Origin of the sequence: Aliarcobacter cryaerophilus ATCC 43158, from assembly GCF_003660105.1 — a bacterium.
GTDB lineage: Bacteria > Campylobacterota > Campylobacteria > Campylobacterales > Arcobacteraceae > Aliarcobacter > Aliarcobacter cryaerophilus.
Window position 1 is genome coordinate 1,966,303 of the sequence record NZ_CP032823.1, and the last position, 24,988, is coordinate 1,991,290.

Genomic DNA, 24,988 nt, shown 5'->3' on the forward strand with positions numbered 1-24,988 from the left:
AAATATTAAGGCATAATATCTAACTTTTTCAAAGGATTAAAAATATGAACATTTACGTTGGGAATTTATCGTACAAAATGAACGATAATGATTTAGAAGCAACTTTTGCTAAATTTGGTGCAGTTAAAAGTGCAAAAATAATTATGGACAAAGAAACAGGAAGATCTAAAGGTTTTGCTTTTGTTGAAATGGAAGAAGCTAGCGCAGGAAATGCTGCTATTGAAGCTTTAAATGGTAAAGAAACTGATGGTAGAACTTTAAGAGTAAACGAAGCTAAACCAAAAGAAGATAGACCAAGAGACAGCAGACCTAGAAGAAACTTCTAATTCTACTTTTTGGGACTTTTGTCCCAAATTTATAAAATGAAAATTCTACTTCTGGAAGATGATTTAATTTTAAATGAAATTCTTGAAGAACACTTAATAAAACAAAAATACCAAATAACTACAACCTTTTCTTCAAATGAAGCTATAAAAGAGCTATATTCAAAAACTTTTGATTTACTACTTTTAGATGTAAATGTACCAGATTTAAATGGGTTTGAACTATTAAAAGAGCTAAGAAATAATAATATTTTAACTCCTACAATATTTATAACATCACTAAATATGATCGAAGATATGCAAAAAGGATTTGATAGTGGATGCGATGACTATATTAAAAAACCTTTTGAATTAAAAGAACTTGATATTAGAATAAATAATATAAAAAGGCTTTTTAATATAGATACAAAAATTATAAAAATAGATGAAAATAGTTATTTAGATTTACAAAATTTAGAGATAAATTTAAATAAAAATAGTTTTATAATATCAAAAAAAGAGTCTGAAATTCTTGCTTATTTATTAAATAATTCAAAAAAAACTATAAGTATTGAAGAGATTATAAATAATATTTGGTCATATGAAGATAGTGTAGAAAGCTCTACTATTAGAACTTATATAAAAAATCTGCGAAAAATATTAGGTGAAGATAAAATATTAAATATAAGAGGAGTTGGATATAGATTTAACTTCTAGTGAAAAGAAAAGCTTTTTTAGCTTTTTAGGTCTTTATTTAGGATCTTCTTTTATATTAATGTTAATTGCCCTATTTTTCTATTATCAAAATGAGAAAACACTTTATTTGGATTTAGTAAAATCAAATATGCAAAATATAGTATCTAAAGTTTCAAATGAGATAATAATATCACATATGTTAGATAGTGAATTTAATAAAGATATATATTTGAATAATCAAAACTATAAAATCTCTTTTTATGATAAAGATAAAAATTTATTATTTGGGAATTTAAATGAAAAGTTAAATTTTGAACAAAATTTTTATAATGATGAAGAGAAATTAATTATTGTTGATAGTTCAACTGTTGGTCACTTAGGAATTTGGTATATAGCTTTAAAAGATAATAGCTTGAAAGAAAAAATATCAAAATTAAAATTAAATATTTTTATTATTTTTTTAATATTTTATACAATAATTGCTATTCTTAGCTGGTCTTTAGCAAAACTATTTTTAAAACCAATAAAAGACGAGAGAGAAAGATTAAATAACTTTATAAAAGATACTACTCATGAATTAAATACTCCAATAAGTGCAATAATTATGTCTTGTGAAGATGATAATTTGACTAAAAAGCAAATAGATAGAATAAAATTTAGTGCAAAAAGAGTTAGTGAAATTTATAAAGATTTGACATATGTATTTTTAGGAAATATTGAAAAAAAGAGCTCACATAAATTAGATTTATCAAAAGTTATTAAAGAAGAGATAATAAGTTTTGAGCCAATGATTGCTAGAAAAAGATTAAAAATAAATCTTAATATAGAAGAGTTATTTTATGAGATTGATAAAGATGATTTTATAAGACTTTTTAATAATCTATTCTCAAATGCTATAAAATATAATAAAACTGACGGAAATATAGATATTATCTTGCAAAATAGAGAATTAATAATAAAAGATAGTGGAATTGGAATATCAAAAGATAAAATAAAAGATATTTTCAATAGATATTATAGAGCTACAAATCAAAGTGGTGGCTTTGGTTTAGGACTTAATATTGTAAATATGATTTGTAAAACTTACAATATCAAAATAGATGTTCAATCTTTGGAAAATATAGAGACAACTTTTACTTTAAAATTCTAAAATATCAATCTACACACAAACTACACAAAGCTTTTGGTAAATTTTCATAAATCATAATATAAAGGATTAATGAAAATGAAAAGAGTATTAAAAGCTTTTGTAGTTATGTTTCTAACAGCTACTATTTTAAATGCGAGCTCATTAAAAGAGAGTTTAAATGTTGATGGATACAATCTTGAAGTTACAAGCAAAAGAGATTTAAGTGCAGGAAGTAATGAGTTTTTTGTAAAAATTACAAAAGATGGGAAAGAGATAAATGATGCAAAATTAAAAGCTAAATTTTTTATGCCAGAGATGCCAGGAATGCCATATATGGAGCATGAAGGCGAAGGAAAATTTGAAAATGGTGTTTATAGTTTTATAATAAATTTCTGTATGGATGGAACTTGGCAATATAATATCAGATTCAAAACAGCTGATGATAAAGTTCACTCTATAAAAAGTAGTGTGAGCTTCTAAAATGAAAAAAGTAGTTTTTACTTCGCTAATTTTTGCTAGTTCTTTATTTGGAACTTCTATTGAAAATATAGTTGAAAAGAGTTTACAAAATAATTTTGATATTAAAAGTCTTGAAAACTCTATTGAAATTGCTAATTTCCAAATAAAGCAAGCAAAGAATTGGGAAAATCCAATGATAAGCTTTAAAGCAAATGATATTATGCTGAATAAAAACTATGTAAATAATCAAAAAGAGTATGGAATTGAGTTATCTCAAGCCATACCTATTGGTAAGAAACTCGAACTTGAAGAGAGCATTGCAAAAAAAGATAAATTATTGAAAGAGCAAACTCTACAGGATATAAAGCTAGAATTTGAATCAAAAATTTATTTATATTCATACACTATTCTAATTTTAGAAAATAGATTAAAACTACTAAATGAATATCAAAAAAATTTAAATCGCCTAGAAGAGCTTTACACAAAACTATACTCTTATGATAAAGTATCTTTAAATGAGATATTAAATACACAAATTTCAAAATATGATTTACAAATAAAAATAAATGAGCTTCAAACAACAAAAGATAATTTATACCTAAACCTAGAGCAAATAAGTTATGAAAAGATTGATAAAATTGATGACAGCTTAGTATTAAAAGATATAAATAAACAACAAATTGAAGAACTATTAATATTTCATCCAAAGATACAAACTCTACAAACAACAAGCCAAAAGTATAAAGACAGTGCACAACTTGAAGATGCAAAAAAGTTTTCAAGTATAACTTTAGCTTTAGAATATATGCAAAATAAAGAGCAAGATTATGCAAATATCACAATGTCAATTCCTCTACCAATTTATAATACAGAAAATATCAATAAATTAAAAGCGAATTTAAATACAAATGAAACTAATAATAAACTAGATAGTCAAATTCATAATCTAAGATTACAGACAAAAATATATTTAAATAATTTAGAGCAATATAAAACTAATTATAAAATCCTTCAAGAAAAAATTGTACCAATAAAACAAAAAATCCAAAAAGTTTTAGAAGAGTTTATAGGCTTTGATAAAGAGAGTTTAAAAGAGAATCTAAATAGTTTAAATGAATTGATTGATTATGAGATGAAAGCAAGTGAACAGCTTGAAAAATATTTCGAAAACTACAGTGAACTTATGTATTACTCAAACAAAGGTGTGAAATGAAAAAAATATTCTTAACTCTATTACTTATAACTTTAAATCTTAGTTCAAATCCAATTGATGCTAAACAACTATTCAATATTGAAAAAATAAAAGTGAAAAAAGAGAGTTTTAAAAAATCAAAAGAGTTTTATGGAATTACAAAATTAAATGAGAGTAAAACAATAGATATTGTAAGTAGATTTGATGGATATATTACACATTTAAATGCAAATACAAATTATATGACCATAAAAAAAGGTGAAAATTTATATTCTATTTATTCAAGCGATATTGCATCAATAAAAGCTGAGATTGAAATAGCAAAAGATTTAAATAAAAATTTATACGATAAAGCAAATAGTAAATTAGAAAATTTTGATATAAAAAATGCCAAGTTTGTAAACAATGAAGTAGTTATAAGTTCACCAATTTCAGGAATAATCACACAAAAGAATATAAATAATAAATCTTATGTAGAAAAAGGAAAAACTCTTTTTCAAATTTCATCACTTGAAGATATTTGGTTTGTAGCTTCTATATATCAAGAAGATTTGAGTTTTTTAAAGCCAAATATGAATGCAATAATAAAACTTGATGGAGTAGAAGAACCAATAATAGCAAAAATAGATTTTATATATCCAGTTTTTAATGAAGAGAAAAAAACAGTTGATATAAGATTTGTTATAGAAAATTCACAAAATAAGATTCTGCCTTCAATGTTTGGAAAAGTAAAAATTGAAGATAAAAGTAACGATATTTTGGTTTTACCAAAAAGTGCAGTTATTAAAAAATCAAACTCTTATTATGTTTTTATTCCAAAAGAAAATGGAGAGTTTACTCCTAAAAAAATAGAGGCAAAAAGAGTAAGTGGTGATAAATATCAAATTTTAAGTGGTTTAACTCTTGATGAGGAAGTTATAAATAACTCTTTATTTTTATACGATGCTGATGCTATGACAAATAGACTTTATGATGAAACTTCCGATGAGGAGTGGTAAAAATGGTTGAAAGAATAATTGATTTAAGTGTAAAAAACCGTTTTATTATAATTTTTATTACTCTAGTATTAGCTTTTGGCTCAATATATGCTATAAAAAATACAAGTCTTGATGCAATTCCTGATTTATCAGCAAATCAAGTAATAATTGAAGTTGAATGGAGTAATCAAAGTGCAAAGACAATAGAAGAACAAATATCATATCCACTAATTTCAAATCTTATGAGTCTTCCAAAAATTGAAACAATAAGAGCTATGAGCAGTTTTTCAACTTCTATGATATATGTAATTTTCAAAGATGGAGTTGATTTATATGATGCACGAAGCAGAATATTAGAACAACTATCAACTTTACAAGGAACATTTCCCTCTCTTGCAAAAGTAAAACTAGGACCTGATGCTTCAGGTGTTGGTTGGGCTTATGAGTATGCACTAAAATCAAAAAATAGAAGTCTTGATGAGCTTAGAACTTTGCAAGACTATTTTTATAAATTTGCACTTTTAGGAGTTGATGGTGTTAGTGAAGTAGCATCAGTTGGTGGATTTGTACGAAACTATGAAATTACACTAAATCAAGATAGATTAGTGCAATATGATTTAGGTATAGAAGAGATTAAAGAGGCAATTGTTAAAAATAACAATGATAGTGGAGCTAGAGTAATACTTGAAAATGGTTATGAACAAATTATTAGTGCAAGAGCATATTTAAAATCTAAAAAAGATATTGAAAATATAACTATAAAGACTCAAAATAATACACCTTTAAAAATAAAAGATATAGCAGAAGTTAATCTTACTTCAAATGATAGAAGAGGAGTTGCTGAACTAAATGGTGAAGGTGAGGTTGTTGGAGGAATTGTAGTAACTAGATATGGTGTTGATGTTCATAGTGTAATTAAAAATGTAAAAGCGAAATTACATTCTTTAAATATTGATGATGTTGAAATAGTTGAGGTTTATGATAGAACATCTTTAATAGATGCAGCAATTGATACTTTAAAAAGAACTTTGATTGAAGAGTCAATTATTGTTATGTTAATAGTTGCAATATTTTTATTCCATTTTAGAAGTGCTTTAATTATAATCATTACACTTCCTTTAACTGTAATGATTAGTTTTTTGCTTATGAAGTTATTTAATATTGGCTCAAATATTATGAGTTTAGGTGGAATTGCAATTGCAATTGGAGCAATGGTTGATGCAACAATAGTAATGGTTGAAAACGCTCATAAACATCTTCAAGGAAAAGAAAATATAACAAAAGATGAGAGAATAGAGATAATATTATCTTCCGCAAAACAAGTTGGACGACCTATTTTCTTCGCCCTACTTTTAGTTGTTGTCTCTTTTTTACCAATTTTTGCACTAAGTGGACAAGAAGGAAAACTATTTTCACCACTTGCTTTTACAAAAACATTTGCCATGTTAAGTGGTGCAATACTTTCAATTACCCTAGTTCCAATTTTGATGATATATTTTATAAAAGGTAAAATTATCAAAGAAGATAAAAATATCTTAAATAGTTTTTTTATAAAAATTTATTCACCAATATTAAGATTGAGTTTAAAATTAAAATACTTCGTGGTTACTATATTTTTTATAATTATAATTTTTGCATTATATACATATTCAAAACAAAAATGGGAGTTTATGCCCACACTAAATGAGGCAACATTTATGTATATGCCTGTAACTCCTTATGGAATTGGAGCTGATTTGGCAAAAGAGTTGGCACAAAAAACAAATATGGTTATAAAATCTTTTCCAGAAGTACAAAATGCTTTTGCAAAAGCTGGACGAGCAGCAACTGCAACTGATCCAGCACCACTTGCTATGATTGAAACAATTATTACTTTTAAACCACAATCACAGTGGAGAGAAGGGATGACTTATAAAAAATTAATTGATGAGATGGATAAAAAACTTCAAATTCCAGGTCTTATAAATACATGGACATATCCAATAAAAGGTAGAATTGATATGTTACTTACAGGAATTAGAACACCTTTGGGAATAAAGCTTTATGGTAAAGATTTAGAAGTTTTACAAGAAGAGAGCTCAAAAATAGAGAATATTTTGAAAAAATATGAAGGCTCTATGAGTGTTAGTGCAGATAAAATAAATCAAGGATATTATTTAAATATAAAAATAGATGATGAAGAAATAAGTAGATACAACATAAATAAAAACACTATTTTAGAAACTTTAAGCATTGGAGTTGGAGCTGAACAATTAACTCTATTTTTAGATAATTTAGAGAGATATCCAATAAGCTTAAGATATGAATCACAATATAGAGAAGATATAAAAGCATTAGAAAATCTTCAAATAAAAACTAATTTAGGATTTAAACCACTTAAAACATTTGCCTCTTTATCGTATGAAGAGAGTCCTTCAATAATACAATCAGAAAAAGCACTTAAAGTTGCTTATGTTTATATTAGTCCAAAAAGTGATTTCTCTATACAACAATATAAAGATGATGCAAATAAGCTTTTAAAAGATTTAAAACTACCAGATGGTTACTATTTTGAATGGTCAGGACAAAGTGAGTTTTTACAACAAGCAATGACTAAATTAAGCTTTATTATACCAATAGTTTTAATGTTTATATTCATTTTAATTTATATGGCACTAAAGAATTTGAAATATACATTAATAATATTTTGTACACTTCCTTTTGCTTTAAGTGGTGGAGTATTTTATATAGAATATTTAGGATTTAATATCTCTATTGCTGTTATTGTTGGCTTTATGGCTCTTTTAGGAGTAGCTGCTGAAACTTCTATTGTTATGATGCTATATTTAGATGTTGCATATAAAAATATTAAAGAAAAAACAAATATTGCACTAAAAGATGCAATATATCATGGAGCTGTTTTAAGACTTCGACCAAAGTTAATGACTCTTTTTGCAATACTTGGAGGACTTATCCCTATTATGTATATTGATTCAGTGGGAAGTGAAGTGATGCAAAGAGTTGCTGCTCCTATGATTGGTGGAATGTTAAGTTCAACTATTTTAACTTTAATTATAATCCCTGCTATTTTTTATCTAGTAATATTAAAAAAAGATAAAATAATTGATTAATAATTGATTAATTATAAAAATATAGAATTAAATTGTTAATAAAAAATAAAGGAGATAGAATGAAAATGTTATCAAAGATTGCTAGTGGGATGATATTATCGACAGGTTTGCTAATGGCTGCTTCATATAGCGTGGATAATCCGCACTCAAATGTAGGGTTTACTGTAAAACATATGATGGTTACAAATGTTCATGGAAAATTTACATCTTATGATGCAAAAGTTGAATTTGATGATGCTACTAAAACATTTAAAAAATTAGTTGCAAATGTTGATACAAAATCAATTGATACAGGAATTGAAAAAAGAGATACTCACTTAAGAAGTGATGATTTTTTTGCTGTTGAAAAGTTTCCTAAAATGACATTTGAAATGACATCTTATAAAGCAGATGGTGACAATGGAAAAATGACAGGAAATTTAACTATTAGAGGAATTACAAAATCAGTAGTTTTAGAAGTTGAAGATATATCTATCTTAGGGGATAAAGTTGGTTTTTCTATTGAAGGAAAAATTAATCGTCAAGATTTCGATCTAAAATGGAATAAGGCAATAGAACTAGGTGGTGTAGCAGTTTCAGACGAAGTAAAAATAAAAGTTGATATTGAAGCTAAAAAACAATAAATGAGATACAAAGTAGGATTAGTAACTCCTACTTTGTAATCTAATCTTTGGGATAATTCTCAATTATAAAATCTATATCTTTATCACCTCTTCCACTAAGGTTTACTAAAATTGATTTTCCACTATTCTCTTTTGCCCATTTCATAGCAAAAGCAACAGCATGTGCAGATTCAAGTGCTGGAATAATTCCTTCACATCTTGAAAGTGTATAAAATGCTTCAACAGCCTCTTCATCACTACAAAGCCCTACTTTAGTTCTTCCAATACTATTTAAATATGCATGTTCAGGACCAACAGATGGATAATCTATCCCACTTGCTATTGAGTGAACAGGGGCTGGTTCTCCATTTTCATCAATTAGCATAATAGAGTTAAATCCATGCATTACTCCCTCTTTTCCATAAGTAATACTTGCACTATGTTCTCCCAAATTAGAACCTTTTCCAGCTGGTTCTATTGCATATAAATCTACACTATCTTCAATAAAAGCACTAAATATTCCCATAGCATTACTTCCACCACCAACACAAGCAGTTACAACATCTGGAAGTTTTCCAGTCATCTCAAAAAATTGCTCTTTTGATTCAATCCCAATAATACTTTGAAAATCTCTAATCATTTTAGGAAATGGATGAGGACCAACCACACTTCCTATTGCAAACATTTGAGTTTTTGTATCTTTTAAATAACTCTCAAAAGCACTATCTACAGCCTCTTTTAAAGTTTTTAAACCTTTTGTAACAGGTACTATTTTGGCACCTAATATTTTCATTTTTACAACATTTGGATGCTCTTTTTTAATATCAACTTCACCCATATGTATTTCACACTCTAATCCAAAATATGCCGCTGCCGTTGCTAATGCAACGCCGTGTTGCCCAGCTCCTGTTTCAGCTATAACTCTTTTTTTACCCAAATATTTAGCAAGTAAAACTTCTGCCATACAGTGATTTAATTTATGAGCTCCTGTATGATTTAAATCTTCTCTTTTTAGATATATTCTAGCACCTGCCATCAAATTTGATAAATTATTGCAATATGTAATTGGAGTTGGTCTTCCTTGATAATATTTTCTAATTTTTTTTAGCTCATTTATAAATTCAAAAGAGTTTGATAATTTATTATAAGCTTCATTTATCTCATTAAATGGAAGTTCAAGTTGTGGTGGAATAAAAGATCCTCCAAATTTACCAAAATATCCATTTTCATCTGGAAAACTTTGCAAATATGGCTTTTGTTTCTGCATTTAAGTACCTTTCAAATAAAATACAAAAATATTATCATATTTTAAATAATTTTAGGGGTAGATATGAAGATAGTTTTTTTTGGTGTTGGCGCTGTTTGTAGTGTTATGGCAACTTTGTTAGATGAACTTTCTAACAAAAGTAAACAAAAAGATATAAATTTTATATTTGTGGTAAGAAATATAAAAAAAGCTCAAGCTCATTTTTTCAAAAATAGTAATGTTTTGAATAAATCGGATTTTTTAGAAATAAAGCATTTTGAAGAGATTTTTGAAGATAGTAAAAAATATGAAAATTATCTAAAAAATAGTGATATTTTTATAAATAGTTCTACTCCATCTTTTAATCTACCTATTATGAATTTAGCTTTGAAATACAATACAAATTATGCTGATTTAGCAAGTGATATTTATAAAGATGAGATAATATCAACACTTAAATTTGATCAACAAAATTTAGAAAATGAGTTTAAATATAAGAATTTATTTGCTTTAATAAATCTTGGAATTTCTCCTGGAATTACAAATTTTTTAATTGGTGAAAAAATACACTCTTTAAAAAATCTTCCTTATGAAGTTAAAATTAAAAAATTAGAGATTAATCTTTTAGAAGAGATTCAATCAAAAAAACTAATCTTTTCGTGGTCACCAAAAGTAGCTATTGATGAGCTTGCATTTCCTCCAGTTTTTTTTAAAAAAAATAGACCAAAAACTATTGAACCATTTTCAAAATCAAAAGTATATAAATTTCCATATTTTAGGAATTTTGTAGATATTTATCCAGTTTTTCAAGAGGAATTAATATCTCTAAAACAAAGTTTTCATCAAATTGAAAATCTTAAATTATTTGTTGGTGGAAGTGAAATTGAACTTATGAAAAATTTATACCAACTAAACTTATTCTCAAATAAATATTGCTATGAAAACAGTGATTCTAAAATATCTATTAATACAATTATCAAAAATATAGTTCCAAAAATGAAAAGTCCTGAAATTGTTGAAGATTATATAAAGAAAAAAACAATTAAATATGCTGAATTTTCAGCAGTTGCTGATATATATTTAGAAATTTTATATCCTCAAAATGATGAAAAAATAAGAACTATAGAATCAGTTGGTCTATCTTTTAACAAGTATAGAGAACTTTTAAAAACACCTTACTCAGGTTCTACTTATGTATCTTATCCAACAGGAGTTGCAGCTGGAATTTTAATTTACTATTCATTATTAAATAAAAAGAGTTTAGGTGGGGTAATTTTAAGTGAAAATCTTCCAGAACTTTTTGAACATACTACAAATGATATTATAAAAAGAGAGCTAGGAAACTATAAAATAAATCTAATAAACCAGATTAAATAGTTCTAAAATATAAATAAGATAAAATTATAGATTATATAAATTTTATAAATAATTTTAAAAAGAAGAGTTTTATGCAAAAAGATATTTTTAGACCATTTTTAAATGAAAATATTGATAAATTAAATTTCCTTAGATATAACACAATAGGTAAAAATAAAGAGAGATATTTTGATTTCACAGCTTCAGGTCTTGCTTTTAGACAAATTGAAAATAGAATACATGAAGTTTTAGAAACTTATGCAAATACACACTCAAAAGAGAGTAGTAATGCAAAAATTACTACTAAATATTATGAAGAAGCCAGAGAAAGTTTACAAAAAAGTTTAGAACTTGATGATAGTTTTACTATTTTACCTTGTGGTTCAGGTGCAACAGGTGCTATAAAAAAGCTACAAGAGATTTTAGGACTTTATATTCCACCAAAAACCAAAGAGAGACTAAAAGAAAAAGGGCTAAAAATAGATAAAAAATCTATGCCTTTGGTAATTGTTGGACCTTATGAACACCACTCAAATGAGGTTAGTTTTAGAGAGAGTTTGGCACAAGTTAAAAGAGTGAAACTTAGAAAAGATGGTCTAATAGATCTCGAGCACCTAGAAAATATATTAGAAAAAAACAAAAATCGTGAGATTATAGGCTCTTTTACAATAGCTTCAAATGTAAGTGGAATAATCACTTGCTACAAAAAAATATCAAATCTTTTGAGAAAATATAAAGCAACTGTATGTTTTGATGCAGCTGCAAGTAGTTCATACATGAATATCTCATCATCATATTATGATGCACTATTTTTATCTCCTCATAAACTCTTAGGAGGAGTTGGCTCTTGCGGAGTTTTAGTAGTTAAAAAATATTTAGTAGATACATCTTTACCACCAAGTTTTGCAGGTGGAGGAACAGTAAAATATGTAAATAAAAATAACCAAATATATGAAGAACAAATAGAAATAAGAGAAGATGCTGGAACTCCTGCAATTATTCAGTTCATCAGAGCTTCTTTAGCATATAAGTTAAGAAATGAAATAGGCTTTGAATTTATAGAAAGTAGAAAGAAAGAGTTATATTTATATCTATTAGAAGAGTTAAAAAGTATCCAAAATCTACTTATTTATGGAAATAAAAAGAGTCATAATATTGGTATTGTATCTTTTAATATAAAAGGTTTTAATCCTTACACATTATGTGAAAATCTTTCAAATAGTGGTTTTCAAACTAGAGCTGGATGTTCTTGTGCTGGACCTTACGGACATGATTTATTAGGACTTAAAAAAGTATCTATGAAAAATCGACCAGGTTGGCTTAGAGTTGGCGTTCACTATATGCAAACAAAAGAGGAGATAAAAGCTTTGGTTGATGAGATTAAAAAGAGTTTGGTTTAATCTTAAAATTGAAGAGTTATTATTATTAGAGTTAGATAAAACAAGAACATATCTTATACAAAAAGCCGTAGGCAATTTATTTTGTTACATTAGATGACAATGATAAGTGATAAAATAATTTATGAGATAAAAGCTGGAAAATCTTAAATATTAAGTCTTTAAGATGTTGTAAAACAACTTGAATTAAAATAAATGTTTAAAGTAAAAGTTAAAATTGAATGAATACTTAGATAATTCATCAAAAGATACAAACTATTAATTATCTATTTAAAAACTATTAACTCTAAATATCTATAATTCCTTTATGAGTTTTATGATTTTCTTTTTAGTTTATTTTGTAGCATTTTTTCTTCAGACCTATACTATAAAAAAAAGATTTATAAATAAACTAAATTTTAGTCTTAAAACTAGGAAGTATTTTGGCTTTGCATTATATTTAACATTTTTTGGTGCTTTATTGTACCCAATGGCTAGATACTTTCCACTAGTGCCTAACTGGCTCTATTTTCTCCTTTCCCTACCAATTGGAGTGATTTTTTTAACATTTATTATCACTATTTTTCACGATATCATTTCAATTGGATTTAAAAAAGCTTTCAAAAAATCAAAAATATCAACACAAAGAAGAAATTTTTTCAAAAAGACTTTTGATATTGGTGCAACTTCTCTGATTCTTGCAACAAATATAAAAGCAGTTGACAATGCAAGACATATTGAGCTTGAAGTTGTAGATGTAGAAATTAAAAATTTAAAAAAACAATATAAAATAATACAACTAAGTGATATTCATATTGGTGGATTAATAGATAAAAAATTTATAGAAGATTTAGTAAAAAAAGTAAATATTTTAGATGGTGACCTTGTTGTAATAACTGGTGACCTTGTTGATACTAAATTAGAATTTGCAAAACCTGCTTTAGATGAACTAAAAAATATAAAATCAAAATATGGAACATTTTTTATAGTTGGAAATCATGAGTATTTTCACGGAGTTACTCCTATTATTGATTATGTAAATAATCTTGGAATTAAAGTTTTAGAAAATGAATCTGTATATATTGGTGATGAAAATCTTGGATTTAATTTAGCTGGAGTTTATGATATATTTGGAAATAAAATTGATTTTTTTAAACCAGATATTAATAAAGCTTTAGAAAATTGTAAAAACTCTCCAACCGTTCTTTTGGCTCATCAACCAAAATTTATTAAAACTCTTTCAAGCACATCGAATATTAATTTAATTTTATGTGGGCATACTCATGGAGGTCAGATTTTTCCATTTAATTTCTTAGTAAAACTTGATCAACCTTATGTAAAAGGTTTAAATGTACACAATGAAACAACTCAAGTATATGTAAATAAAGGAACAGGATTTTGGGGACCACCAATGAGACTTGGTGCTAGTAGTGAGATAACTATTTTAAATCTAAAAGAGGCAAAAGCCTAAGCTTTTACCTCTTATTTAATCTCTATTGATTTTTTAGATACATCATCTTTAAGTTTAGGAATAACTATTTCTAAAACTCCGTTATCACTTTTTGCTTCTATATTTTCAATATCTACATTATCTGGAAGAGTGAAACTTCTTGAAAACTTCCCAAAATATGTCTCTATTTTGTAGTAATCTTCTTGTTTTATCTCTTCTTTTGTTTTTCTTTCACCACTTATAGTTAAAATACCTTTGTTTAAATCAACTTTTATATCTTCTTTTTTTACACCTGGCAAATCAACATCAACATGATATGCAAACTCACCTTCTCTTGTATTTACAGTTGGTACAAAAGCTGTAACACCTTCACTATTTCCAACTTGTGTATATAAACTTTTTTCTATCTCTTTTAACTGTTTAAATGGGTCAAATTTTGTTAATAACATTGTGAACTCCTATTAAAATATTAAGCTTGATAGTAGTTCTATCAAACTGCTGAAATTTTATCAAATTTTCTAGCACTTGTCAAGATAGAGTGCTAATTTATTTTACATCATTCCGCAACCACCCATCATTCCAGTTTTGAAAAATCTTGCAGTTACTGTATCCATACTTTTTATATGATTTATTAGCCAATTTATTACATCATATTCAATATAATTTTTAAGTCCCAATACATCTCTATTTTTCTCAAAATTATCCCAAACAGCTCTTATATCTTGAATATTTGCATCATGCTCACCTTTGTGAAACGGATAAGCAAAAAAACCTCTTTTTACCATCTCCTCTTCTTCTGTTGCAAAATGGCTTACTGTATGTTCAATCCACTCTTTATATTTTAATTTTAAATTCTCAAAATTTTGTAAAGAACGATCTTGATTATAAAGTTCTATATTTTTATAAAGATCATTTATTAGATCAACATCTTCATAGTGTGTATCATTCATAAAATCCATATCAACTATAGGTAATCTATTTTTATCTATTAACATTTTAAATCCTAAAAAATTTTTGTGATATTATCTATTTTTAAATTATTATATGTTGATTATAGTCAATTATATCCCCGCTCCATTTTCAAAAGTTCTTAGCTTTCTTGTTCTAATTCCTAAAATATCACCTTTTTTTATATTTTTATCACTAAATTCATAGTGTGGCATCTCAACTAAAACAACTCTTTTTTCATCATTTAAATATGCTAATTCAACTTTTACAAAAGAACCAGCAAGCTGTATGTATTTTACTTTTGCATGAATTATTGCTTCACTATCATTTATATCAACAATTTCTAATTCATGAGGACGAATAAGATACTTATTATCTGTTATATCTTCTGAATTAGCACCATCTTCTATCTCTCTTGCATGAAATAGATTTACATTTCCTAAAAAGTTTATTACAAACTCATTTTTAGGATTATGAAATACCTCTTCTGGAGATCCAATTTGCTCAATTTTCCCTTTGTTTATTACAACAATTCTATTTGCAACTTCAAGTGCTTCTTCTTGGTCATGTGTTACTAAAATTGTTGTAATTCCAAGCTCCTCTTGAAGCTCTTTTAACCATCTTCTTAAATCTGTTCGCACCTTTGCATCAAGTGCACCAAAAGGTTCATCAAGTAATAATACTTTTGGTTCAACTGCTAATGCTCTTGCAAGGGCAACTCTTTGACGCTGACCACCAGAAAGCTGCCAAGGAAATCTTGAAGCAAAGCCATCAAGTTGGATTAGTTTTAAAAGCTTTGTAACTTTCTCTTCAATCTCTTTGTTGCTAAGTCTTTGTTTTTTAGGTTTTACTCTAAGTCCAAAAGCAATATTTTCAAATACAGTCATATGACGAAACAGTGCATAGTGTTGAAATACAAATCCAATATCTCTATCTTTAATATCTTTTTTTGCTACATCAATATTGTTAAATAAAATCTCACCTTTATCTATGCTATCTACAGTTTCTAGTCCTGCAATCATTCTTAAAAGTGTAGTTTTCCCACTTCCTGATGGTCCTAAAAGTGCTAATAACTCACCTTCAACAATATCTAAATTAATATTTTCCAATGCTGTGAAATTTCCAAAATATTTTGTTAAATTTTTTACTTCTATTTTCATTATTTTTTCCTGCTTTATTCTTCATTATCTAGTTTTTTAATTTTTCTCTGCACTTTCCACTCTAAAATATATTTTAAAACAAGAGTTAAAAGTGCCAATATTGCCAAAAGTGTCGAAACAGCAAAAGCTGCTACAAAGTTGTATTCGTTGTATAAAATCTCAACTTGAAGAGGCATTGTGTTTGTAATACCTTGAATGTGACCTGAAACTACAGAAACAGCCCCAAACTCTCCCATTGCTCTTGCATTACATAAAATTACTCCATAAAGTAAGCCCCACTTTATATTTGGCAAAGTAACTTTCCAAAATGTTTGAAAACCACTAGCTCCCAATAGAAGTGCAGCTTGTTCTTCATCATTTCCCATCTCTTGCATTAAAGGTATTAGCTCACGTGCCACAAATGGAAAAGTTACAAATATAGTTGCAAGTACAATTCCAGGAACTGCAAAAATTATTTGAATATCATTTTCTATTAAATAGTGCCCAAACCATCCTTGCGCACCAAAAAGCAAAATATATACAAAACCTGAAATAACAGGACTTACAGCAAAAGGTAAATCAATCAAAGTAATTAAAAAACTTTTACCAAAAAATGAGTATTTGGCTATTGCCCAAGATGCACATATTCCAAAAATAACATTTAAAGGAACTGCAATAGCTGCTGTTATAAATGTAAGTTTTATTGCACTTAATACATACTCATCATTAAAACTTAAAAAATATGCTTCATAACCTTTTCTAAATGCTTCTGCAAAAATTGTAATTAAAGGAACTACAAGCATTAAAAATAAAAATGCTACTGCTACAAAAATCAAAGAGTACTTTACAAATCTTGATTCTGTTTGTGAACTTTGTGAATTACTTATAGTTTTCATATTGCCTCCATTCCTTTTCTTCTTGAACTCCATCTTTGTAAAATATTAATTAAAAGTAACATTACAAAAGAGATTAAAAGCATCACAACTGCAATTGCAGTAGCACCTGCAAAATCATACTGTTCAAGCTTTGTAATAATCAAAAGTGTGCTAATCTCTGTTTTAAATGGCATATTTCCAGCTATAAAAACAACAGAACCATACTCACCCAAAGCTCTTGCAAAAGATAGTGCAAATCCTGTTAAAACTGCTGGAAAAATTGTAGGAAGTATCACTTTATAAAAAGTTTGCCATCTACTAGCTCCCAAACTAGCACTTGCTTCTTCTTGCTCAATTTGAATCTCTTCAAGTGCAGGTTGAACTGTTCTTACAACAAAAGGAAGTCCAATAAATATTAAAGCAATTGTAATCCCAATTGGTGTAAATACTATTTTAATTCCAAGTGGCTCTAAAATTTGCCCAAACCAACCAGAACTTGAATATAGTGTTGTAAGTGCAATACCTGAAACAGCTGTTGGAAGTGCAAAAGGTAAATCAACAATTGCATCAAAGACTCTTTTACCAAAAAATGTATATCGCACCAAACACCAAGCAACAATTACTCCAAAAATTGTATTTACAACTGCTGCTATTAGTGAAGTAACAAAAGTCAATTTATAACTAGCAACTACTCTTGCATCTGTTGTAGCACTTATAAAAGCATCAAATCCCATACTAAAAGCTTCAGTAAAAAGTGCAATTAGTGGAATGATTACAATAATACTTAAATAAAATACCGTATAACCCATAGTCAAACCAAAACCAGGAATTGTTGAATTTGGTCTTTTTAATATTCCAAAATTTAATCTCATTTAAACCCTTTTTATATAACATACACTAGATTAGTGAATGTTAAAATTAGACAAAAAAATAGATGATTAAATTAATCATCTATAAAATTGGTGAATTATAACTATTTCTTTTTTATTTGTCAAGAAAAAGGAAAAAGCTTGTTTATCCTTTTTACTTTTTTTTTAATTAAATCCCTATATCTCTACTTTTTACACTATCTTTTCCATAAAACTCTTTACTATTTGTATCATCTACAATTACTTTTGCGATACTATCTGTTAGTTTTGCAATTTCGTTTGTTTGTGATGCAATTTGTGCATTTTGTTGAGTTTGTCTATCAAGATTATTAACAACATCATTAATTTGTTCAATTCCCAATAGTTGTTCTTTTGAAGAGTTTTGAATATCTTTAATTAAACTCATAGTTTGAGAAATATTTGAATTTAACTCTTTATACCCTTCAATCATACTATTTGCAATCTCTTTCCCTTCATTTGCTTTTTTTGTAGCATTTTCAACTATATCTTTAATCTCTTTTGCAGCTTCTGAACTTCTACTTGCTAGATTTCGCACCTCTTGAGCAACAACTGCAAACCCTTTTCCAGCTTCTCCAGCAGTTGCTGCTTCAACAGCTGCATTTAGACTTAAAATATTTGTTTGAAATGCAATATTATCAATTACGCTTATAGCTTCATTTACTAAATTTACTTGAGTATTTATCTCATCCATAGCAATAGTTGTTTGATTTGCATATTTCTCACCAACAACTACAGATTTTGTAACATCATTTGATAATAGTGACATTTTTGTAATATTTTCACTATTACTTCTAACAGTTGATGTAATCTCTTCAATAGCAGCTGCTGTCTCTTCAAGACTTGCTGCTGCACTATTTGAAGAACTATTCAATTTATTTACATTTTCAAGTAAAACATTTGAACTATCACCAAGAGTTAATCCATTTTTTTTATTCTCTATTAACATAGTTGTAATAGACTCACCCAAAGTATTAACACCATTTGCAAGTTTTAATAGATGTTCTTTTAAATCTTTTGTTGGAATTTTGCTCAAATAGTTATATTTTGAATATTGTTCCAAAATATCAAGTACATTTTCAATATTATTTTCTAAATTATTTGCCATTTGGTTTAAAACATTTTTTAGTTGCAACAATGCTGGATTTGATACTTCTATATTTATTCTTTGACATAAATCACCATGTTCAAACTCTCCTAAAACAGAAATTGTTTCACTTATAAGTTTTCTATCCTCTTCTATGCCTTGTCTTGTTTTTTCAATATTATCACTTAAAACTTTTGACATTCTTCCAAATTCATCTTTTGTATTTACATGTACAAAATCTATACTATCTTTTTGTCTATTTAAGTAAGAGAAAAATTCATCTAAATCTTTATTTATTATCAAAAGTGGCTCATTTACTGTTTTTTTGATAATAAAATAACTTATTCCAAGTAAAGTAAATAATAGTGCTATTCCGCCAAATATAGAGTATTGTCTTAATGTGTAATTCAATGCAAGTAGATCATCAATATCAGAGCTAGTTACAATAACAATATTCCACTCTTCAAAAGTTGTAAAAGCTGATAATTTATCTATTACTTCTTTACCATCATTAAATTCATAATCTATTACACCTTCTTTTAAAACTAGCATTTGCTTTAAAGCATCTGCTACATTTTTATCAAGCTCACTTAATTTTTTATTTTTTAAAGTTGGATGAATTGTTAAAGTTTCTGTTTTAGAATCAATTATATATAAATACCCTTTATCTCCAAACTTAATTCTCTTTAGTTTTTCTTCTAAAATTGTATATAACTTATCAAAATTATATGCCACAAATAAAATTCCAATCACCTCATTATTTTTAATAACTGGCTCATAAACTGTCATATATTTTTTTCCAAAAAGCTCAGCAACTCCTAAATATCTCTCTTTATTTAAGATTTTTGAAAAAGCTTGGCTATCTTTTGCTAAAAATGTTCCAATTGCTCTTGAACCATCTTCTTTATACAAAGATGTTGCAATCCTAAAAAATCCATCATCTTGCTTTATAAATATTGTAGCAACAGCTCCTGTTGTTTGAGTAAAATTATCTATAATAGAGTTGTTATTATTTAGAACAACTCCATTTGAAGTTAAAGATGAAGTCTTAAAACCATTTATATCTATTTTATTTGAATGGTCAATTTCAAGATTGTTTAATTGCGTAGAAAGAACATTTGAAACTGAAAGTGCAGACTCTTTTATTGATTCATTCAAAACTTCAAAAGTAGCTTTTATATCTAAAACTCTATCTTGAAATGTATTTTTAACATCTGTTGTTATAAAGTTTTTTACAACAACACTAATACTAATAACTGCAAAAACTAAAATGATTGTTACTGCTAAAGATTGAAATAAAGAGACTTTCTTTATTACTGAATTCATAATATCCCCTAAATTATAATTTAAGAGATTATAATAACCAAAAATTTATAATTGAAAGATGGATATAAATATTATTTATAATAAATATCTATAAAGATTATAATCTGTTACTATTTTACATAATTATAAAAATAATTATGTAAATGAAATTATTAAGTTTAATATAATCTTATATCTTTAATATTTTTAGGCTCATCAAATAAATATCCCTGAAAATAGTCAATTTCTAGCTCTTTACAAGTTTTAAAAATCTCTTTTGTTGATACAAACTCAGCAACTGTTTTTATACCAACTTTTTTTGCAAAAAATACTATTGCTTCAACAACTGCTTTAGCTGAAAGAGATTTATTTATATCTTGAATAATAGAACCATCTAATTTTATAAAATCTGCTTGCAATTTAACTAAATATGAGAAATTTGAGTAACCTGTTCCAAAATCATCAATTGCTATTTTTACACCTAAATTTTTAACTATTTTTATAAAAGATACTAGTTCTTCTATATTTTCAACACCTTCGCTTTCTGTTATTTCTATAGTTAAAAAATAACCGACATCATGTTCACATATTTTTTGAATCAAAAAATCACAAATATCTTTTTCTAAAATATCACTAATCGATAAATTTATACTAAATTCTATATTTTTACCTTCAAAGAATTCAAATGATTTTTGAACTACCTTTTTTGTTATTTCACCATATAAATTTATCTTTTTTGCTCTATCTATAAAGAAATAAGGAGATACTATCTCTCCTTTTGTATCTTTCATTCTTACTAAAACCTCATATTTTTTATCATTTTGATTACTAATTGATTGTGCGAAAATCTCAAATCTATCTTTTTTTATAGCTTGAATAATTTGTGCCTCCCAATATAAATCTTGCTCTATTGACAAAGAGTTAGGGTGACACACTTGATGTTGTTCACTATCAAAAATTACTAAATTATGTTTTAAGACTCTTGTTTGTTTTAGTGCAAATTCTGCACAAAATAGAAGTTCTGGATAGTTTATAGCAACTCCAGCTCTTAAGGGAATATATACTTTATGACCATCAAGTTCAATTGGTGAGTATCCAAAATGCCAAGTAGTGGCTTTTATAGTTTGAATAAATCTCTCTTTTGAAATATCTTCACTTGCAGTTGCAACAAAAATATCTCCACCTAAATAGTACATTTGACTATTTTCAAATCTCTCTTGAAGCCTAAAAGAGATTATTTTTAATATTTTTTCTCCAAAATCATACCCATAATAGTGATTTATATTTCCAAAACCACTTATATCAAATATTACAAGTTTATTAAAAAAGCCATTTTCTACATCTTCTAAAAAAGATTTTCTATTTGGTAGTAAAATCTCATCATTTTTACTCTCTTTATTTACCACATTTAGCCCCTTTTAAAATGAAAAGAGATTTTTAATCTTGGTTATCATTTATCCAAGATGTAATCCCACCTTTTAAACTATAAAGTTCTCCTTTGTAACCAGCTTTTTTTAATTTTGAAATAGCCTCTTTACTTTTAAGTCCTATTGTACAAATCAATACAACTTTTTTTGTTTCATCTATCTCATATGCTCTGTTTAGCAAATCTTCAAATGGTATATTTTTTGAATTATAAATATTTTTAGCTTGAAAATCGGTACTAATTCTAACATCAATTAACAAAATTTGTTCTTTTTTATCAATTAACTCTTTTAAATTTTCGCCACTTAACTCTTTAAATTCAATCTCTTTTCCAATATCTTTTAATCCACAAAACTCTTCATAATCAATGAGTTCTTTTATAGTTGCATTATCTCCACAAACTTTACAATTTTCATCTTTTTTTATTTTATACTCTTTAAAATCCATTTTTAAAGCATTTAAAGTAAGTAATCTTCCTTTTAATGTTTCCCCTATTTCTAAAACTGTTTTTATAGTTTCACTTGCTTGAATAGTTCCAATAATTCCAGGTAAAACTCCTAAAACTCCAGCTTCTGAGCAAGATGGAACAAGTCCAGCTTTTGGTGGTTCTGGAAAAATACATCTATAACAAGGGCTATTTTTATCTGTATTAAAAACTGTTGATTGCCCTTCAAATCTAAAAATTGCTCCATAAACAAAAGGTTTATTTAAAAAAACACAAGCATCATTTATCAAATATCTTGTTTGAAAATTATCTGTTCCATCTACAACAATATCGAAGTTTTTTATAATTTCTAAAGCATTTTGACTTGTTAATTTATCATTATAAGCTAGTACTTCAATATTTGGATTTATTGCATTTATTCTAGTTTTAGCTGAGTTTACTTTTGGATTTCCTATTTCATTTGTTGAGTGAATAATCTGTCTTTGTAAATTTGATTCATCAAGAGTATCAAAATCAATTATTCCAATAGTTCCAATACCAGCTGCACTAAGATACAAAAGAACAGGAGAACCTAAAGCTCCTGTTCCCACAACTAAAACCTTTGAGTTTTTTAATTTTAGTTGTCCTTTTAATCCAACTTCTGGAAGTATTAAATGCCTGCTATATCTATTTATCTCTTCTTGTGAAAGTCTAGCTTGTTTTGAAGTTTCTGACATAATTATCCTTTAAAATTCAACTGCAAGGATAACACAAGAGATATTTATATTATCTTTTATTTCCTACACAAATTATGATGCTTGAAATAAAATTATCTTGTCATCTTCATAAACTTTTGTATCAAAACTCTCTAAACTATTTATATTCTCTTCATTAAGATATATATTTACATAATTCTTTAATTTTCCATCATCTGTATAAATATGATTTCCTAAATCTTTATGCTCTTTTAGTAGATTTCCTACAATATCTTTGATACTTTCACCTTGCAAAGCAATTTCGAATCTACCATTTGTATATGTTTTTAACTCTCTAGTTATATAAACTTTTGCCATTTTATAACTCCTTTTTAAGAAATCTGACATAATCTATTTATAGATTAAATCAAATGTTCCACCATCATTAAAATGTGTTTTTTGTGCATTTTCCCAACTTTCAAAAACATCATCTATTTTAAATAGTTCTAATTTTGGGAATATTTCTAATTTTTCTTTACTAACTAAATTTGTGATACTAGGTCTATAATAATGTTTTGCTGCTAATTCTTGACCATCTTTTGAATATAAATAATTTAAATACTCATTTGAAACATTTAAAGTACCTTTATGCTCAGCATTCTTATTTACAACAGTTACAGGTGGTTCGGCTAATATTGAAACAGATGGAACAACTATTTCAAACTCATCTTTGCCTAATTCATTTATTGCTAAAAAGGCCTCATTTTCCCAAGCAAGTAAAACATCTCCAATTTTTCTTTGAACAAATGTATTTGTAGCTCCTCTAGCACCTGAATCAAGAACTGGAACATGTTTTAGGAGTTTTGAAACATACTCTTTTGCTTTTTCATTGGCTTTTTTATAAGCTTCAGAATTAAAATCAATTTTGTTTAAAGTTCCTAACTCTTGTTTTAGCCCATAAGCATAAGCAGCAAGATAGTTCCATCTAGCTCCTCCAGAAGTTTTTGGATTTGGAGTAATAACTTCAACGCCATCTTTTATTAAATCATTCCAATCTTTAATTCCTTTTGGATTTCCTTTTCTTACTAAAAATACTATAGTTGAAGTATAAGGTGAAGAGTTATACTCTAATTTTTTTTGCCAATCTTTTGGAAATAAATTCGCTTTTTGACTAATTGCATCAACATCATAAGCTAGTGCTAAAGTTACAACATCTGCTTTTAATCCATCAATTACTGCTCGTGCTTGTTTACCTGAACCACCGTGTGACTGCTTTATTGTTACTTTTTGTCCACTTTTTTCTTGCCAATATTTTGCAAAATTCTTGTTATACTCTTCATAAAACTCTCTTGTTGGGTCATACGATACATTTAAAATCTCTATAGATTTTTTTTCTGCCTCTGCTTTATAATCATAATCTTTCGCAAAACTTAATGTTGATATTAGCAATGATGCTAACGCTATGTTTTTTATATTTTTTATCATTTTATCTCTCTTTTATATTTAATATACACTAAATGTATGATAATTAAAGATTTTAAAAAAAATCTCACCTATTTTCTTTTTTTTGATTTATATATTTTACACATGTCGCACATCATTTTTTATCCTTTCAATAAAGGTGAAATTTATCTATCACCTACTAAACTGGTGAAATTATAATAATAAAAAAAATATTTGTCAAGAGTTTTTTAAAATATTTTTAAAATTTTGTTCATAACATCTATAAAATGGTTATTTAATAGAGTATAGTTTAAAAAAGATATATTAAAATTAAAGAGATTTCAATATATCAAACACAAAAAAATATTATAAAAACTCTTTTTTAGACTTTTTTAAATACCCAAACCACCAACAAATTCCTCTTTTAAAACATCTTCTTTTGTAACAGGAGCTTGTCCTAAGCAAGAAGCAATAGTAGTTTTATCTAAAATTTGTGCTGTTAAATTTCTAATATTTAAAAAAATCCTTCTAAAATAACATTTTCCTTCTTGACTACATGGTTCATAGCTAGAAACTGAAACACAAGAGATCATAGCAATCATACCTTCAAAATATCGTATAACTTCACCCATAGTTATCTCATCTGATTTTTTTGCCAAAACATACCCACCATATCTTCCAGGAATACTTTTTACCCATCCAGCTTTGTTCATCTCAAGCATAATGTTTTCTAAAAATCTTCGTGGTACATCAATCTGCTCTGATAACTCTCTAATAGAGATTAAACTATCAGCTTCTGCTATTGCAAATAGAGCTCTTAATGCATAATCCGTTTTTTTTGATACTTTCATATTTATCACCTACC

Annotated in this window: 23 protein-coding genes; 11 read left to right on the forward strand and 12 right to left on the reverse strand. The window is 26.8% G+C overall.

Annotated elements, in window-relative coordinates:
- The first annotated feature begins 44 nt into the window (after positions 1-44).
- The 8 genes from rbp (at position 45) to ACRYA_RS10025 (ending at position 8,488) form a co-directional block, all read left to right on the forward strand.
- A complete protein-coding gene (gene rbp, locus ACRYA_RS09990) occupies positions 45-326 on the forward strand; it encodes an RNA-binding regulator (protein WP_105914906.1) in 282 nt (93 codons plus the stop codon).
- A 36-nt stretch (positions 327-362) separates the two neighbouring features.
- The gene (locus ACRYA_RS09995) at positions 363-1,019 is read left to right on the forward strand and encodes a response regulator transcription factor (RefSeq protein ID WP_105914905.1); all 657 of its coding nucleotides are present in this window, start codon (positions 363-365) and stop codon (positions 1,017-1,019) included.
- Positions 997-2,148 carry a sensor histidine kinase gene (locus tag ACRYA_RS10000; protein ID WP_133160979.1) on the forward strand — a complete coding sequence of 384 codons (1,152 nt, stop codon included), beginning with the start codon at positions 997-999 and terminating at the stop codon, positions 2,146-2,148. Before ACRYA_RS09995 ends, ACRYA_RS10000 begins: the two co-directional genes overlap by 23 nt.
- Before the next feature lie 75 nt (positions 2,149-2,223).
- Positions 2,224-2,607 (forward strand): FixH family protein, encoded by a 384-nt coding sequence (locus ACRYA_RS10005; protein ID WP_105917034.1) that lies wholly within the window; start codon positions 2,224-2,226, stop codon positions 2,605-2,607.
- Between the two features lies 1 nt (position 2,608).
- The gene (locus ACRYA_RS10010; RefSeq protein ID WP_105917033.1) at positions 2,609-3,799 is read left to right on the forward strand and encodes a TolC family protein; all 1,191 of its coding nucleotides are present in this window, start codon (positions 2,609-2,611) and stop codon (positions 3,797-3,799) included.
- The gene (locus ACRYA_RS10015) at positions 3,796-4,776 is read left to right on the forward strand and encodes an efflux RND transporter periplasmic adaptor subunit (RefSeq protein ID WP_105917032.1); all 981 of its coding nucleotides are present in this window, start codon (positions 3,796-3,798) and stop codon (positions 4,774-4,776) included. The genes ACRYA_RS10010 and ACRYA_RS10015 overlap by 4 nt, the downstream gene beginning before the upstream one ends.
- Positions 4,777-4,778: 2 nt before the next feature.
- Entirely contained in the window at positions 4,779-7,865 is a 3,087-nt protein-coding gene (locus tag ACRYA_RS10020) for an efflux RND transporter permease subunit (RefSeq protein ID WP_105917031.1), read from the forward strand.
- Positions 7,866-7,924: 59 nt separating this feature from the next.
- On the forward strand, positions 7,925-8,488 hold the full coding sequence (locus ACRYA_RS10025; protein ID WP_105917030.1) for a YceI family protein: 564 nt from the start codon (positions 7,925-7,927) through the stop codon (positions 8,486-8,488).
- A gap of 40 nt (positions 8,489-8,528) precedes the next feature.
- Here the strand turns inward: ACRYA_RS10025 and trpB are convergent, their stop codons facing one another.
- Positions 8,529-9,734, reverse strand: coding sequence for a tryptophan synthase subunit beta (gene trpB / locus ACRYA_RS10030; RefSeq protein WP_105917029.1), 1,206 nt, complete (start codon positions 9,732-9,734; stop codon positions 8,529-8,531).
- 63 nt (positions 9,735-9,797) lie between these two features.
- Here trpB and ACRYA_RS10035 point away from each other — a divergent pair, with 63 nt between their 5' ends.
- The 3 genes from ACRYA_RS10035 (at position 9,798) to ACRYA_RS10045 (ending at position 13,916) form a co-directional block, all read left to right on the forward strand.
- Positions 9,798-11,090, forward strand: a complete 1,293-nt coding sequence (locus ACRYA_RS10035) for a saccharopine dehydrogenase C-terminal domain-containing protein (RefSeq protein ID WP_105917028.1) — start codon at positions 9,798-9,800, stop codon at positions 11,088-11,090.
- 71 nt (positions 11,091-11,161) lie between these two features.
- Complete coding sequence (locus ACRYA_RS10040) at positions 11,162-12,469, forward strand: aminotransferase class V-fold PLP-dependent enzyme (RefSeq protein WP_105917027.1); 1,308 nt, start codon at positions 11,162-11,164, stop codon at positions 12,467-12,469.
- 529 nt (positions 12,470-12,998) lie between these two features.
- Positions 12,999-13,916: a metallophosphoesterase gene (locus tag ACRYA_RS10045; protein WP_228199750.1), complete on the forward strand. Its 918-nt coding sequence runs from the start codon at positions 12,999-13,001 to the stop codon at positions 13,914-13,916.
- A gap of 11 nt (positions 13,917-13,927) precedes the next feature.
- On the opposite strand, the gene ACRYA_RS10050 is transcribed toward ACRYA_RS10045, so the two are convergent.
- From ACRYA_RS10050 to ACRYA_RS10100, 11 genes are all read right to left on the reverse strand, one after another.
- Positions 13,928-14,344: an Hsp20/alpha crystallin family protein gene (locus ACRYA_RS10050; protein ID WP_105917025.1), complete on the reverse strand. Its 417-nt coding sequence runs from the start codon at positions 14,342-14,344 to the stop codon at positions 13,928-13,930.
- Positions 14,345-14,446: 102 nt separating this feature from the next.
- On the reverse strand, positions 14,447-14,890 hold the full coding sequence (locus ACRYA_RS10055; RefSeq protein ID WP_105917024.1) for a hemerythrin family protein: 444 nt from the start codon (positions 14,888-14,890) through the stop codon (positions 14,447-14,449).
- A 66-nt stretch (positions 14,891-14,956) separates the two neighbouring features.
- Positions 14,957-16,003: a sulfate/molybdate ABC transporter ATP-binding protein gene (locus ACRYA_RS10060; RefSeq protein ID WP_105917023.1), complete on the reverse strand. Its 1,047-nt coding sequence runs from the start codon at positions 16,001-16,003 to the stop codon at positions 14,957-14,959.
- Positions 16,004-16,017: 14 nt separating this feature from the next.
- The gene (gene cysW, locus ACRYA_RS10065; protein ID WP_105917022.1) at positions 16,018-16,878 is read right to left on the reverse strand and encodes a sulfate ABC transporter permease subunit CysW; all 861 of its coding nucleotides are present in this window, start codon (positions 16,876-16,878) and stop codon (positions 16,018-16,020) included.
- On the reverse strand, positions 16,875-17,729 hold the full coding sequence (gene cysT, locus ACRYA_RS10070; protein ID WP_105917021.1) for a sulfate ABC transporter permease subunit CysT: 855 nt from the start codon (positions 17,727-17,729) through the stop codon (positions 16,875-16,877). Before cysT ends, cysW begins: the two co-directional genes overlap by 4 nt.
- Positions 17,730-17,895: 166 nt before the next feature.
- Positions 17,896-20,157 (reverse strand): methyl-accepting chemotaxis protein, encoded by a 2,262-nt coding sequence (locus tag ACRYA_RS10075; RefSeq protein WP_105917020.1) that lies wholly within the window; start codon positions 20,155-20,157, stop codon positions 17,896-17,898.
- A 158-nt stretch (positions 20,158-20,315) separates the two neighbouring features.
- Positions 20,316-21,542, reverse strand: coding sequence for an EAL domain-containing protein (locus ACRYA_RS10080; protein ID WP_105917019.1), 1,227 nt, complete (start codon positions 21,540-21,542; stop codon positions 20,316-20,318).
- A 31-nt stretch (positions 21,543-21,573) separates the two neighbouring features.
- On the reverse strand, positions 21,574-22,722 hold the full coding sequence (moeB, locus tag ACRYA_RS10085; RefSeq protein ID WP_105917018.1) for a molybdopterin-synthase adenylyltransferase MoeB: 1,149 nt from the start codon (positions 22,720-22,722) through the stop codon (positions 21,574-21,576).
- A gap of 72 nt (positions 22,723-22,794) precedes the next feature.
- On the reverse strand, positions 22,795-23,058 hold the full coding sequence (locus ACRYA_RS10090; protein WP_105917017.1) for a MoaD/ThiS family protein: 264 nt from the start codon (positions 23,056-23,058) through the stop codon (positions 22,795-22,797).
- A gap of 33 nt (positions 23,059-23,091) precedes the next feature.
- The gene (locus tag ACRYA_RS10095) at positions 23,092-24,165 is read right to left on the reverse strand and encodes a sulfate ABC transporter substrate-binding protein (protein WP_105917016.1); all 1,074 of its coding nucleotides are present in this window, start codon (positions 24,163-24,165) and stop codon (positions 23,092-23,094) included.
- A 350-nt stretch (positions 24,166-24,515) separates the two neighbouring features.
- Positions 24,516-24,974, reverse strand: coding sequence for an RrF2 family transcriptional regulator (locus tag ACRYA_RS10100; RefSeq protein ID WP_105917015.1), 459 nt, complete (start codon positions 24,972-24,974; stop codon positions 24,516-24,518).
- Between the last annotated feature and the right edge of the window lie 14 nt (positions 24,975-24,988).

What these genes read in the sequence shown, in the direction of transcription:
- cysT (WP_105917021.1), bottom strand. Translation starts at nt 17,729, where the DNA reads ATGAGATTAAATTTTGGAATATTAAAAAGACCAAATTCAACAATTCCT.
- ACRYA_RS10035 (WP_105917028.1), top strand. Translation starts at nt 9,798, where the DNA reads ATGAAGATAGTTTTTTTTGGTGTTGGCGCTGTTTGTAGTGTTATGGCA.
- ACRYA_RS10075 (WP_105917020.1), bottom strand. Translation starts at nt 20,157, where the DNA reads ATGAATTCAGTAATAAAGAAAGTCTCTTTATTTCAATCTTTAGCAGTA.
- moeB (WP_105917018.1), bottom strand. Translation starts at nt 22,722, where the DNA reads ATGTCAGAAACTTCAAAACAAGCTAGACTTTCACAAGAAGAGATAAAT.
- ACRYA_RS10020 (WP_105917031.1), top strand. Translation starts at nt 4,779, where the DNA reads ATGGTTGAAAGAATAATTGATTTAAGTGTAAAAAACCGTTTTATTATA.
- ACRYA_RS09995 (WP_105914905.1), top strand. Translation starts at nt 363, where the DNA reads ATGAAAATTCTACTTCTGGAAGATGATTTAATTTTAAATGAAATTCTT.
- ACRYA_RS10100 (WP_105917015.1), bottom strand. Translation starts at nt 24,974, where the DNA reads ATGAAAGTATCAAAAAAAACGGATTATGCATTAAGAGCTCTATTTGCA.
- ACRYA_RS10090 (WP_105917017.1), bottom strand. Translation starts at nt 23,058, where the DNA reads ATGGCAAAAGTTTATATAACTAGAGAGTTAAAAACATATACAAATGGT.
- ACRYA_RS10010 (WP_105917033.1), top strand. Translation starts at nt 2,609, where the DNA reads ATGAAAAAAGTAGTTTTTACTTCGCTAATTTTTGCTAGTTCTTTATTT.
- rbp (WP_105914906.1), top strand. Translation starts at nt 45, where the DNA reads ATGAACATTTACGTTGGGAATTTATCGTACAAAATGAACGATAATGAT.
- ACRYA_RS10060 (WP_105917023.1), bottom strand. Translation starts at nt 16,003, where the DNA reads ATGAAAATAGAAGTAAAAAATTTAACAAAATATTTTGGAAATTTCACA.
- ACRYA_RS10015 (WP_105917032.1), top strand. Translation starts at nt 3,796, where the DNA reads ATGAAAAAAATATTCTTAACTCTATTACTTATAACTTTAAATCTTAGT.
- ACRYA_RS10040 (WP_105917027.1), top strand. Translation starts at nt 11,162, where the DNA reads ATGCAAAAAGATATTTTTAGACCATTTTTAAATGAAAATATTGATAAA.
- ACRYA_RS10095 (WP_105917016.1), bottom strand. Translation starts at nt 24,165, where the DNA reads ATGATAAAAAATATAAAAAACATAGCGTTAGCATCATTGCTAATATCA.
- trpB (WP_105917029.1), bottom strand. Translation starts at nt 9,734, where the DNA reads ATGCAGAAACAAAAGCCATATTTGCAAAGTTTTCCAGATGAAAATGGA.
- ACRYA_RS10050 (WP_105917025.1), bottom strand. Translation starts at nt 14,344, where the DNA reads ATGTTATTAACAAAATTTGACCCATTTAAACAGTTAAAAGAGATAGAA.
- ACRYA_RS10005 (WP_105917034.1), top strand. Translation starts at nt 2,224, where the DNA reads ATGAAAAGAGTATTAAAAGCTTTTGTAGTTATGTTTCTAACAGCTACT.
- ACRYA_RS10025 (WP_105917030.1), top strand. Translation starts at nt 7,925, where the DNA reads ATGAAAATGTTATCAAAGATTGCTAGTGGGATGATATTATCGACAGGT.
- ACRYA_RS10055 (WP_105917024.1), bottom strand. Translation starts at nt 14,890, where the DNA reads ATGTTAATAGATAAAAATAGATTACCTATAGTTGATATGGATTTTATG.
- cysW (WP_105917022.1), bottom strand. Translation starts at nt 16,878, where the DNA reads ATGAAAACTATAAGTAATTCACAAAGTTCACAAACAGAATCAAGATTT.